This window comes from Methanolobus psychrotolerans, from assembly GCF_002243045.1.
Classification (GTDB): domain Archaea; phylum Halobacteriota; class Methanosarcinia; order Methanosarcinales; family Methanosarcinaceae; genus Methanolobus; species Methanolobus psychrotolerans.
The window spans coordinates 1-13,001 of sequence record NZ_MBKP01000040.1; the positions used below are offsets into that span (position 1 = coordinate 1).

General features: G+C 41.6%; 12 protein-coding genes and 1 pseudogene. 5 read left to right on the forward strand and 8 right to left on the reverse strand.

The window, feature by feature from the left end:
• Positions 1–2: 2 nt before the first annotated feature.
• Positions 3–173, reverse strand: a complete 171-nt coding sequence (locus BB781_RS11915; RefSeq protein WP_207205222.1) for a hypothetical protein — start codon at positions 171–173, stop codon at positions 3–5.
• Positions 174–202: 29 nt separating this feature from the next.
• On the opposite strand from BB781_RS11915, the gene BB781_RS11920 reads away from it, so the two are divergent.
• On the forward strand, positions 203–475 hold the full coding sequence (locus BB781_RS11920; protein WP_449288763.1) for a transcriptional regulator FilR1 domain-containing protein: 273 nt from the start codon (positions 203–205) through the stop codon (positions 473–475).
• Between the two features lie 315 nt (positions 476–790).
• Here BB781_RS11920 and BB781_RS11925 read toward each other — a convergent pair whose 3' ends face one another.
• The gene (locus BB781_RS11925) at positions 791–1,324 is read right to left on the reverse strand and encodes a YkgJ family cysteine cluster protein (protein ID WP_094228711.1); all 534 of its coding nucleotides are present in this window, start codon (positions 1,322–1,324) and stop codon (positions 791–793) included.
• A gap of 276 nt (positions 1,325–1,600) precedes the next feature.
• On the opposite strand from BB781_RS11925, the pseudogene BB781_RS11930 reads away from it, so the two are divergent.
• The 3 genes and pseudogenes from BB781_RS11930 to BB781_RS11940 all read left to right on the forward strand — a co-directional run.
• Positions 1,601–1,972, forward strand: a pseudogene (locus BB781_RS11930) (IS1 family transposase); the annotation flags it as partial.
• A gap of 289 nt (positions 1,973–2,261) precedes the next feature.
• Positions 2,262–3,410, forward strand: coding sequence for a selenoprotein TsoY (tsoY, locus tag BB781_RS11935; RefSeq protein ID WP_129582706.1), 1,149 nt, complete (start codon positions 2,262–2,264; stop codon positions 3,408–3,410).
• Between the two features lie 561 nt (positions 3,411–3,971).
• Positions 3,972–4,211 (forward strand): hypothetical protein, encoded by a 240-nt coding sequence (locus BB781_RS11940; RefSeq protein WP_164997869.1) that lies wholly within the window; start codon positions 3,972–3,974, stop codon positions 4,209–4,211.
• 104 nt (positions 4,212–4,315) lie between these two features.
• Here BB781_RS11940 and BB781_RS15785 read toward each other — a convergent pair whose 3' ends face one another.
• Positions 4,316–4,462, reverse strand: a complete 147-nt coding sequence (locus BB781_RS15785) for a hypothetical protein (RefSeq protein WP_164997870.1) — start codon at positions 4,460–4,462, stop codon at positions 4,316–4,318.
• A 217-nt stretch (positions 4,463–4,679) separates the two neighbouring features.
• On the reverse strand, positions 4,680–4,829 hold the full coding sequence (locus BB781_RS15790) for a hypothetical protein (protein WP_164997871.1): 150 nt from the start codon (positions 4,827–4,829) through the stop codon (positions 4,680–4,682).
• 479 nt (positions 4,830–5,308) lie between these two features.
• On the opposite strand from BB781_RS15790, the gene BB781_RS11950 reads away from it, so the two are divergent.
• Complete coding sequence (locus BB781_RS11950; protein ID WP_094228713.1) at positions 5,309–6,100, forward strand: metal-dependent hydrolase; 792 nt, start codon at positions 5,309–5,311, stop codon at positions 6,098–6,100.
• Positions 6,101–6,187: 87 nt separating this feature from the next.
• Here BB781_RS11950 and BB781_RS11955 read toward each other — a convergent pair whose 3' ends face one another.
• The 4 genes from BB781_RS11955 to BB781_RS11970 all read right to left on the reverse strand — a co-directional run bounded on the left by BB781_RS11955 (position 6,188) and on the right by BB781_RS11970 (position 12,853).
• Positions 6,188–6,919: a ribonuclease III family protein gene (locus tag BB781_RS11955; protein WP_094228714.1), complete on the reverse strand. Its 732-nt coding sequence runs from the start codon at positions 6,917–6,919 to the stop codon at positions 6,188–6,190.
• Between the two features lie 372 nt (positions 6,920–7,291).
• On the reverse strand, positions 7,292–8,770 hold the full coding sequence (locus BB781_RS11960) for a restriction endonuclease subunit S (RefSeq protein ID WP_094228715.1): 1,479 nt from the start codon (positions 8,768–8,770) through the stop codon (positions 7,292–7,294).
• Positions 8,754–10,178, reverse strand: coding sequence for a class I SAM-dependent DNA methyltransferase (locus tag BB781_RS11965; protein WP_094228716.1), 1,425 nt, complete (start codon positions 10,176–10,178; stop codon positions 8,754–8,756). Before BB781_RS11965 ends, BB781_RS11960 begins: the two co-directional genes overlap by 17 nt.
• Positions 10,175–12,853: a type I restriction endonuclease subunit R gene (locus BB781_RS11970; protein WP_094228717.1), complete on the reverse strand. Its 2,679-nt coding sequence runs from the start codon at positions 12,851–12,853 to the stop codon at positions 10,175–10,177. The genes BB781_RS11965 and BB781_RS11970 overlap by 4 nt, the downstream gene beginning before the upstream one ends.
• Positions 12,854–13,001 lie beyond the last annotated feature (148 nt).

Here is a 13,001-nt window from a genome sequence, read left to right on the forward strand (position 1 = left end):
ATTCATAACGAGCCTGGCGGGTTCACTCCCATGTCATAATACAGCTCTTTTTGTTTCTCCAGCATCTCCCCTACCCGAAGCGATTTGCCTGGCTGTTCAAAACATTCAATGACATCCAGTTTATCCAATAGACCCGGCAACGTGTAATCCTTGAGAAGACCTTTCATTTGCATCTGTTTTTTGATATAGGACCGGTATATCAATGCTACAACCTGTGCTTGACAAATTTAGAACTGAGCACTCCATATTTGAAACATTCATGCAAAATGAATTCTTTCATATTTCTGTATATCTTGGAAATATGGGTTTTTTTGGCTTGGCATGTAATGATCATTTCTTTATGATTAGGCTATTAAAAAGTAATGGTGATCATGATACAAGATATATTCTCTGTAATGATAAAGAGGTGTTAGAATGGGGGAAGGATCTTTTTGAACATTATCTGAAGACCTCTATACCAATAACAGAACTTTGAATGTATTAATTTTTTAGTGCGCTCATGAAAAGTCCTAACTTTTTAAGTTTATATTTTTACTTCATTGATTTCTATGTATATTTTAGGTTGAAACTCACATTCCACATGTACAAATTAATTTTGGATAGTGTTGCTTACTAGTGTTTTTGCAATCCGATCATCATTCATATATTTATATATTTATAATTATCTTGTTTTGATACGATCCTCCAACGACATATAAAATATAATTTTTATTATATATAAACAAAACAAGCATCAAGCAAAACTATGAAGTTTTGTTATTTACGTGTGGAATGCGAGTTAATCATTATTCTATATATTTTTTAAAGATATTAACTCATCAATTTTAATAATCAACATAGGAATGGGCAAACCCTTATTCAGCTTGATGTCAAAAGAACAATGCGATTGTTCAAAAGCATCAATCGTTTTTGCAGGAACAGGTTGCTTTAGTATATTTTCTGAATATTCAACATAGTCTTCAAATATACTTACCCCCATATCACATGGAAATAGAAGCAACGCATCCGGCATATTGCAGATGTTAAACGGAAACATTCGGCACATAGTTGGTCTCCATTCATATACGCTGCATTTATCAAATTCCAAAAAGGGGCAAGGAGGATACATTTTGTAATGAAGTTCTCCGTATTCGTTGCAGGACTTGATCTTATCGGCTTTATATTTTGATGCCTGCCTTAATATTTGCATATCATTTTCATCCAGATTGATATCTGCTATTTTACAGCAGATCGCAGGACACGTAGATGGACATGAATAGTGTGAAAGTATTTCCTGAACAGTTTCAAAAAAAGGAAAATCATTTAACCTTCTTTTTTCGTACATGATAAAAAAATCAATGGATTTCTATATGAATATTTCTACACGTCACATCAGACAACTCAGCAATATGAAAATCAATCCAGATAAAGACCAGTTTAGCCTAAATCTCAGACATTTTTCTCAAAGACTATGATTTGGAGATTTTAAAACCGTCAATCATAGTTATATAAATCCTAAAAACACACTTCTTTACCATCATTTTAAAAGTGCAAAAAAGATTGATTTTCAATAGACCTGCGGAATGCCAGATTAAAGTAGAATCAACTAATAAATAATTTTCACAGTTATATAGGTAACAAAAAAATATTGCTGGATCTGGATTGCTGTTGATAGAGTTGGGAAAAAGTTCATCGACTGCTCTTTTGGTAACAGAGGTATGGAAACTGGACAACAACTCCGGGAAAAGTTAAAGGAGAAGGAGATTAAAGAAGTCATGACTGATCACTGGAGGGCATATGCAGAGTTTTTTCCAGCGGCTATACATATTCAATCCAAAGCTGAAACATATATTGTGGAAGGATACAATAGCATATTTAGGCATTTCTGGCAAGATTGAGAAAAAAGCCAAAGTGTTATACGAAAAGTCTTGAAATGCTGACGTACTCTGTTCTTCTTTTGATGAAATACAGAAATAAAGAGTTATCAATATTTATTAACATTATTTTGAACTCTTATACCTGGCACAACTTACAGAAACCAGCAAGACCCTTTCTGTTTGTACACCCCTTTTTTATCCGTAATTCGTTTGTACACATTATTATTTTATTCAATGTTGTCCCATGCCTGCACAAAGAGTACTTCTTTTTTCCATAGATTTTTAGCTGCACTTAAAACTGTTTAAATAAGACTTCTGTATTTTACCAGTACTGACAACAATTATCCGGACCATTCAAGGTTCAGGAATCATAAGATGAAAATAAAACAATCAGGAAGTAATGGAATGAACTCGAAGAACTTTACCCCCCTCGTATTCCTGGCGTCCCTCGGAGCTGGAGGGATTGCAGTAATGCCTTTTGTATTGATGCAGTACACCATCGAACATGGACCCGGCCTTATAACGAGGTCAGAATTGTGGTCACAGGGACTATCAGGCATATCGGCAGTCTACTATTCCTCATTTGAGGCTACAATGATCCTGTTCACACTTATTCACCTCGCACTGACGGTATGGTTTGCCGCCAAACTGTTCCCGTGGATGAGGACCGACAGTTTCAGGGAACTTATCAGGAACCCTCTGAAGAACACAGCTATACTCGCCCCTCTGATATCCCTGCTCATGACAATGAATGTTATGATCGGACCTCTGAGATATTTCATACCCGTACTGTCGGATAACTTCCAGTCCCTGTTCCTCCCGGCAATGATCTTCTGGGTACTGGTCTTTGTGGTAGTTATGTTTACTGAGATCAAGCTTCTTGAGATATCCTTCCGCAGTGGCTTTGACATAACTAAGATCAATTTCGGATGGCTGCTGCACCCGTTCCTGCTGGGCATGCTCACAGTCGTTGGGACAGGCATCGCAGCCATGTCTGAGGACCTTGCTATTGCAAACGCTGCAGCATTCCTGTGTCTTATCTCGGGTTCCATGGGAATCTTCCTTCTGCTGGTCAAGATGATCATCCTGTTCAAGAGCCATTTCCAGTTGCAGGGCCTTCCGGAAAAGCACTTCCTCCCAAGCTTCCTCATAGTTATACCCAATATAACCCTCTTTGCAATAAGTGCGTTCAGGTTCGGCCACTTCCTGGAGCATGCCCATGGGTTTGACCTGGGTGCATACTTCTACATGGTGATCGGGCTCTCGTTCGGATTCGAGATATGGTACATGCTTTTTGGAATGGCACTGCTTACAGACTATTTCAGGAAGAACCATTTCAAGGAGTTCTACGTGACCCAATGGGGACTGATCTGTCCGCTGGTTGCATTCGTAGTTCTCGGTGCCTTCGCATATGATGTTGTGCTTAGCAGTTCCATAGTATATGCGATCCTTGCACTGGTAATGGCAGTCACCATCGTGGTCTATTTCGAGCTGCTTGCCAAGCATATAAGGTGCTCTTCATCAAGGACGGCCAGCCTGGGCTGTGAAGTCTGAGACCGGGGAATATCCCTCCCCCGGATCTTCCTTTTTTACGTGAGAGGTTGCATTTTTGGGCTCTGCAGAGGAATGTTTGCCAATCGATCTACGGAGTTATGAATAACTCAAATTATCCCGAAGGATCCGGCGAAGCCGGCGTTTTCCCTCAATATAACTAAAATTGTCCACAGGACTTCTGTAAAAGTCTCTGCCGAAATCCTGCAATTTGAAACTTTAAGATAGGTAGCCTGACAAATAAAATACATCCAATGGTTTCGGTACGGCAGCAGAGGAATGTGCCGCCTGCGGCGGATGGTTGCATTGTTTTTCGTTACACTCAGTGTCCTTACGTTACTTATATTACCAGGAATTCTACAAAGCCGTAGGAAGATAACTTACGATGCCGCAGAGGATTGCATTGTTTAATTTGAAAGGCAGCCTGTCTGAGAACACTTAGCGATGCAAATGGGGATTTCTACAGAGCCGAAAAATGTGCGAGATGGGATACCGAGGAACCGGATAACTCACTTTCGCCCCGCTTGGAACATCTGGATATTACCCCGGCACCAATATCCCATTATGAACCCGACACTGGCTGAACAGGAACTGTACGACAAGCTGAACGCCTATAGAACACGACTTAAGGCTGACTCCCTTACACCTTTTGACATCCAGCAGTTTATGCGAACATGCCGGATACACGACATCAAGCCCCGGAAGATCTACAAGCATATCGCAATGGGTAATGCCTGTTCGTGGAGATCGTATCTTACGGCCTGTGTCAGGTATGAGAAGTATAAGAGCGGGGCGAAGAAATGAAGAACCAAAAATATCTACAACACCGGAGCAAAATTATATTTAACCTTATATCACTAAAAGAACTGGAATAAAAAAACCTATTTTTTACGCGTATTACGCGTATTTTACGCGTATTGATAAATAGAAAAGGTATCTGTAGCCAGAGAAGGATCATCCTCACTGAAACCCGTATCAATTATGTTCCGGTCTACATAGGACGCATTATCATTCACCGGAAGCGGGACATACAGTGTGACTCCGCAGGATCTCATCTGTGATTATGCGGACATCATAGTCTAGACAGCAAGCCGGCAGATATGACCGGGAATACCTGTCGGAATTCGGGACTTAGGCTTCCCTTCAGGGAGAAAACATGGTTTTTTTGCGATTAATGCGAGATGGGACACCGAGGGACCGGACAACTCACTTTCGCCCCGCTTGGAACACACGGATATTCCCCCGCATCAATATCCCATTATGAACCCGACACTAGCTGAACAGGAACTGTACGACAGGCTGAACGACTACAGAACACAACTTAAGGCCGATTCCCTTACACCCTTCGACATCCAGCAGTTCATGAGAACATGCCATATACACGACATCGAGCCCCGGAAGATCTACAGCCTGAGTTCCCAAGTTTTAAGCGCATATCAACAGGAGATGTAAATAGAAAATGCCACTAGAATTTGATTTTTACTTCTTGCCAAACTAAATAATGTAGTAAAATACAAGCACATATTTCCGTATCAAGAGACTTTTATGAGCCTAAAAAAACGGAAGTCAGGCTACAGGCATATCGCAATGGGCAATGCCTGTTCGTGGGGACCGTATATCACGGCCTGTGCCAGGTATGAGAAGTATAAGAGGGGGGCGAGGGGTCAATCAGCTGCTCGGAATCAAAATAAGCAATGAAGGGAGTATGTAATTCTCTTCTCCTTGTAATTTATTATCGCTTAGATTCACCCAAGTTTGACTATCAACTGTCAAAAATGGGTAAGTATAATTGCACTTTCTCTGCGCTACCCCTAGACTAATTCCAGGTTTTGTAAATTCTATCACGAAATAATCTGGATTAAATCAATAAATTTATATCCGAAAGTGTGAATATTTTAAATATGCTGGGAAGAGAACATGTCTCCATATCAGTAGCAACAGTTATCCCATTCATTGTCCCGCTGATTTTTTCCGGTAATGTTGATTATCAGTTGTACTACATCACCTTACTGATTGCAGTGACAGTCGGTTCCCTGACACCGGACGCTGATTGCGGGGGCAAGCCCAAGCTGTACTACGACTTCAAACTTGTCTACGACATCATGGTCCCTTTACAAAAGGCAGTGATCTTTGCCTTCAAAAACCTTAGCCTGAAGTATGAACTCAACCTGGAACACGAAGTTAACAGCAGGCACAGGGGAATCATGCATGCTCCCATAGGAATTTTTATTAGCTCCCTCATCCTGACACTCATTGCAGCAATTATCGGTTTCGCAATCTATCAGGCGATAAACGCAGCTATTATCCTGTTTATATTTCTCGGCCTCTTGTTTGGCCAGTTCCTTCACTTGCTGGAAGATTCGTGCACCGTTGCAGGGATAAACTGGAAGTTCCCTTTCGGCACTAAGCTGGTAAACGGAAAGATCCACACTTTTCCCAAAATAAAAGGGAAAAAAGACATCAGGCCGATGGTCTATCAGCAGACCCTGTGGCTGATTACAATCCTTTTGGTTCTTGGTTTTTCCTTTGATATCATAGATTTCAGCCAATGGTCACTGTATCCGCTCATTGTTGTTTCGGTTACTGCTGCGTGGGTGTTCATCATTTTAGCATCACGGACAGATTATGGTTTCTGGTATCAGGATGCAGGGAAGATCAGGAAGGCTAGAAAGTCTGCGAAGAGGAGTTTTTAGATTGCCACTTATACTTAAAAAAGAATATGACGAAATCGCCACACTTAACTTTATCAACTAGGCCATTCAGTTAAGATTTCCTGTTTCTCACAGGTTTAGAAGATATTTTTCGGCGGCCTCTGCTTCTGCTTTCTTTTTGTTCTTCCCTTCTCCGGTGGATACAGCAATGTCATCTATAACTAACTCAACAGTAAACCACTTGTTGTGATCCGGGCCTTCTTCCTTAATCACGATATACTCAATCGTACTGAATGTTCTATCACAAATCTCCTTCACTGCTCCTTTGGGATTAGAATAACTTGTTTTCCCTAAAGCACTTCTGATATCAAAGAACCTGTTGACAAACATTTTTGCACTAGGATACCCCTGGTCCAGATAAATTGCCCCTATAAGTGCTTCGATCACATCTGCATATACATCTTCAATGTCCCTTAAATCTCCATGGAATATGTACTTCTCAAGATTCAGTTTATGCGCTACAGGGATTAAATTTTCGTTGCTGGTCAACACCGTCTTGACATTAGTCAATATATTTTCTATCTTTAAGCCTCTGGTTTTTGCATATTCTTCTATTTCCTCGTTTTTGTAAGAGTCTTCAGCAATAATAAGGCTTAATACTGAATCTCCCAAGAATTCTAATTTTTCGTAATTAGCGTTTCTAAGACCATATATTTGCTTAAACTGGTCCGTACCCGACTTAAGCCCACTGAATAGTGAACTGTGTGTTAATGCTTCTATCAAAAAACTGGAATCTTCAAAGTCAACACCGATTATATCCTGAAACTCGTTCAGACTTGCAGTTAGATAATCTTGTAACATGTTTCTGTTATCTCCTTGTAATTCTTATCACGTACATTATGACAAAAACACAAGGAACCAGAAATAACAAAAATAAGATATCAAAACACCATGTAACAAATAAAGATTAAAATTTTATCTGCAACAGCGTATTTTGGTATCTTATATCTGCAATTTACAGTTCCCTTTGTTTAAGAGTTAAACTAATACAGTTAGCAACGAGAAAAATAAGATATTAAAGCACCCAGTTAACAAACAAGCTCCTTAACTTATTTGGAAAACGCGTGTTTTAACAGATTACATTTCTGATTGATAATTCCATTCTTCTAACTACTCTTCAATAGGAAATTTTGAATAAATATCTGTCGGTTAAAAAATTATATAAGTGCGTTATTACTTCTCTCCCTCAGCTTTAATCCTCCCCACCAACTCCCCCGCACTCTCATACCCCCTCCCCTCCTCCCTTGCGATCTCCGCCTCTGTCGGCACAAGCTCCCCAGAGAACGCCTTTGCAAGAATGGACTGCCTGAGCCTCTCAGTCTTCTCCCTGGCTGCTGCAACTTTAGCTTCCACGGAGTCGGCAAAGCCAAAGAGCGCATCGACCCGCCGGACGATTTCCTGCTGTTCGGGGAGAGAGCAGAAGGGAACACTTAATGACTTCAACTCACCTGAATTGATATTGTTTACTCCACTTGTCGACTTTGCTTTTAATTCTATTTGCTGGCGTAGATTTCTCGAAGAGAAACAATACAGCAAATATTTAGATTCAATATGTGAGGCGATAGGTCTTAGTCGTATTAAGTAGCCAGCATAGAGATATTTTTCATCTTGTCTTCTAATCAGTGCACATTTTCCAACCAAATCTACACTGCCATTGGACCTAATAGTAAGTATGTCCCCTTCTTTCAACTGGTAGCTTTCTTCTTCAGAAGGGCTAAATTGGGCATACTTCATATCTAAATCGTTTACTGAGCCATTTACAATATTTGGTATTCTAAGAACTCCTCTACCTGTCATGTTGGAGTCACACTTTTTTGATGTTCCGTACTTAGGCTCCTCAATTAAACTGCCAAGTTTACTCCACTGCCACTCCTTCGATATCTCTGGTAACTCTTCAATATCTTCCGTGGTTAGAGACTTCACAGTTTTAATCTTCTTGCCGGTGTTTCCTTCAGCTTGTTCCTGCTCTCTTTGAATTTTCACCATTAAATCCTTTGCATTTAGGAGGTTAGATTGTTGTTCCCTCCAGTAACTTGTTAGATTTCCAGTATAAGCAGCCGCCAGCACCGCCTGCCTGAAAGCCTTCATGATTTCCGGCACTCTGTCAAGCCTCTCACTTGTCGCATCCATACGGGCGAATAGCGCCTCGATTGCTGCGACTATGCGGTGCTGTTCTGGAGTTGGTGGCATGCATATTGGTATTGTTTTAGCACGGCTTCCAGATACCTCTTTGAATGTAGATCCACTACCCATAGATTCAATCAATGGTCTTTTGAACTTTAACCAAAAATAAACATATTCAGGTACTACTCCGCCTTTGCAAACAAAGCTTTTGAAACCTTGATTTGTGCATAGTGGATTTGAAGCTATTGCAAGGTAACCTATGGGTGCTCTGCTGGACATAAGGACTGTTCCGGCGGGCATTATTCTAGCCGAACAGGATTTCAGTCCGCTTTCACTAAGTGAACGTTTTCCTTTTGAAATATACATTTTTGTATATTCACTAAGATCTGCCGGAGTAATCCATGAAATTCCGTTTTCAGTGAAATAGCTAGGCTCTGAAGTAGTTGGTGTTCCACCACCTACAATAGTTGACAGATCGCCCATTTCATACTCTGCCCACCCTTCCGGCAATTCACTCTTCTGCTGCATAGCCGTTCCCCATGAGGTCAAGGATTGCGTTCAACTCGGCGACGGCGGACTCGAGCTCGTCGATGGCTTCGGCGGCAAGCTCCACGGGGTCGGGCATGTCGTCGGTGTCGCTCAGGGACTCGTCACGCAGCCACTTGAGGGAATCGATCTTGTAGTCACGCTCCCGGAGCTCGGAGATGTGGAACCTGTGCCAGCGGTCCTCAGGGGAGTCTTTGGGGTCACGGGGTGACCTGCCGTTGGGGTCGGTGCCGAAGCACTTCTCAAACTGTGCGAAATGCTCCCTGGTAAGCGGGCGGTCCTTCTTTGTGATCTTGGGGACATTGGTGCGGCAGTCGTAGACCCATGTGTGGTCTGTGGGAATGCCTTTGGTGAAGAATATCACGTTGGTCTTCGTGCCCGGGGAGTATGGCGTGAAAGTGCCGTCAGGTAATCTCAGGACGGTGTGCAGGTCGCAGTCCTCGCAGAGCACTTTAAAAACCTCACCCGCCTTATCAGCAAAAAGAACGTTGTCAGGAACAACAATAGCTGCCCTGCCGCCGGGTGTCAGGATGGTCATAACATGCTGGATGAAATTGAGCTGCTTGTTGGAGGTCTCCACCACAAAATCCTCACGCACAGGAGACTGGTTGGCACCCTTTGTTCCGAAGGGCGGATTCGTAAGTATCACGTTGAACTTCTTGGCATCAGGGATCTCATAAATAGAGTCCCCGAGTTTTATTTCAGGTTCAATGCCGTGCAGGTACAGGTTCATGAGAGCCAGCCTGCGCGGGCGCTCCACAAGCTCCTGTCCGTAGTACGTACTGTAGCGAATGCGTTTTGCAAGATCGCGGTCCAGTGCTCCTCCCGAGGTCATCTCCTTCAACCATTCGTAGGCGCATACAAGGAACCCGCTCGTACCGCATGCAGGGTCCATGATCGAGAAATCCCTCTGACCGCGCGGGTCAGGTTTCATGCACCTCACGATCATCTGGATAACAATACGCGGAGTAAAATACTGGCCTGCTCCCTTCTTGCCCTCGCTGGCAGCCTTCTCCAGCAGGCCCTCAAAAGCCATGGCCTTCACATCAATGTCAAGCCCTGTCCACTCCGTCTCATCTATAAGCGAGATCATCTTCTTGAGACTCACAGGGTTATGGAAGCGGGATAGAGCACCTGCAAAAACATCTCCAAGCAGGCCATCCTGCTTACCAAGCTTTCTGAGCGCATCACTATAATGTTCAGTGAGTTCTGTTCCCGAATGTTCCTTAAGGGATTTCCAGCCGCAGGCTTCCGGCATTTCGATATCTCGCTCATCGGCCATCTTCAAAAAGAGCAGGTAAGTGATTTGTTCTATATAATCTCCGTAATCAATGCCTTCATGCCTTAAAGTATGGCAAAAACCCCATAATTTTTGTACAATATCGCTCATGCTGCAACTGCCCTGTTAAAATCTGACATTAAATTCACAAGTTCGCCTTCAAAGACACGGTTGGCTTTGTTCCATCCACCATAATCAACAAACACCGGGATAGAATCAAAGTCATCTTTATCTATTGAGAGGTTTGCTATTAGGTGCGATTTGATGCGTTCAAGCCATAAAAGCTGATCTGTTGTAAAACTCTTTCCAGTCGTAACTTTGTCAAAAGCATTGCTCACACGTTCTTCTGCTGTAAATAAAATCTCTTCTTCATGAGCAGCATGTTTTATCATCGAAATGATGTCTACAAGGGCTTTGTTATATTTGACGGCATGAGCCCTCTGAAGGTTCTCAACTGTGAATCTCTGCTGAGAGGATTCTAGTTTCTTTTTCAACTCTTCAAGAGCATCTGTGCTCCACTCCTGCGGACGGTCAAGAAGAATACTGATAGCGGCTATCTTTTCAGGATTCTCCTTTACAAAGCCTGAGAACAATTCCAGATAATCATCCGGTTTATATTCGTTACCTGAAGCATCTCTTACTATCCATGTAGATGAAACCTCGTCACTCGTTCCATAATCTACATAAAATGTCTTTCTTGGTCGTGGATAGTTCTCAAGCAGATTCAAAAAGTCCTTATTCCTTAGAAGTTCCATAGTTGCGGTAAAATCCTCTTCAAGCCTTCTTTCAAGAGAGATTGCAAAGCTCTTGAGATCTCCTTTCTCAACAAAAGCACTGAACATATCACGTGCTTCCCCGCTCATTTCTTTGTCTATCCTGTTAAATCGCTTTGTAAGGATACGTGTATTATATTTCCTGTCCCGGTTGTTCCAGATGTCTTCAATAACCCTACTAATAGGCTTGACCTCTTTTTGTGGCGGTTCTGCCGTCACACCTGTAACGGATTTAAAGTAATCAAAGAGAGTTCCTCCGAAGCAATCAAAAACCACAAAATGAGATTTATCAGGATAATGTTCCCCTTTTCGTGTTCCTCTTCCCATCATCTGCTCAAAGAGGATTCGTGACTTAACAGAACGCAAGAAAACTATGTATTCAATATCTGGAATATCGACTCCTGTTGAGAGAAGATCAACAGTCACAGCAATTCCAGGCATCTTTCTGTTCCTGAATTCTCTTATCCTCTGCAAAGGGCGGTCTACCTTTCCAGTTATCTTCTGAACAAAAGAATCGCCTCTGCCAAAGACATCCCTTGCAAGATCAACTATTTGGTCAGCATGAGAAGTAAAAGGTAAATCCTGTACTGCAAAAATCAATGTTTTCGGGAAACGTCCATATCTCTTTTCATGCTCATCAGCATAACGTTTTATTTCTTCAAGGATCTTCTTGTTTGAATCAATAGACGTAATCTCTCGTTCTATTTTCTCAACTGAAAATTCCCTTTCATCCTCAAGCATGTCAATATCACGAAGTCCGGTCTCTGGGTCTATTACTTCAACAGATTCCCCTTCATGAAGGAAAATACCATTCATACGAACACCGGATTCTAAGGCTACAATATCATAATCAACAAGATAACCTTCACTTACAGCCTTATCATAACTGTATTTGTAAACAATTTCCTTGAAATATGCAGATGTGTGAGCGGCAGGAGTAGCTGTAAGTCCTATCTTTATAGCGTCAAAGTGATCAAGTGTCTTTCTCCATGTGGAGATTTCCTGTGCAGAGTAACCCCTGTGACATTCATCTGCAATAATTAGATCAAAAGCATGAATTGGAATATCAAGTTGTCCTGCATCTTCATCTTCGCTTTCATCACAACATGAGAATACAGATGTTTTTCCAAACAGGTTAATAGTCGTTCGCTGGATTGTGGATACATATACAAAACTGTGTTCTGGTTTGGGGTCAGTCAGGTAAGATTCAGGCATTGCATTTACATCAAAAGCCTCATCCTCTCCAAGATCTCCCCGTTGAAAACGCTGGCTATAAACTTCATAGGTCTTATCGAACTTTAAACCCTGTTCAGTTTCAAAAGATGAAAAAGCCCTAACAGCCTGTGCAGCAAGAGCCCTTCTATCTACTAAGAACAAAACCCTTTTAGCGACACCTGCTTTCATCAATCGATAGATAAGATTAACAACAGTGAACGTTTTTCCTGTTCCTGTTGCCATTGCAAGCATCATTGTTCTTTTCTTATTGGTAATAGCCTTCCCAACAGAATCACACGCTTCACATTGGTATGGTCTCATATATTGATTATCTGGAATGGAAAAGAAGCTAGTTATTGTCTCATCAACATCAAATTTTAGCCCTTCAATTAGAGCTTCTGGTGTGTGAAAACCTGATACTCTTCTAGAGCGATTCAGAGGATTACGAACATCATGATACCATATTTCTGTGCCATTTGTTGAATACAAAAACGGAACTTTAAACTCATCAAAATTAAACCCACTATTAGACACTCCTTTTGAGTATCTTTCTGCCTGTGTGAGGACATTTTGTGGTCCTAAAGTGACTTTCTTGGCTTCAATGATTCCAAGTATCTTCCCGTCTATGCATAACGCATAATCAGCAGGACCATTATCAGTAGGATATTCCTCTACTGCACATTTATTGTACTCTGATATCTTCTTAGCGTTGTCATACAGTACAATCTTCCAACCATCTGCAACCAGCAAAGGATCAATAAGTTTTTTCCTTGTCTGCTTTTCGGTGAGATTTTGCATTGAAATTCCTCGATAGTGGAAGCAAATAAACTTTACAACATATTCTATTTACGGATATAAATAAGTTCATAGTGAAAATATTAAGTGAATTGAGATATAACAGGATGGCAGGAGTTGAAGATGTCGAATGTAATTCTACATAAAAAGG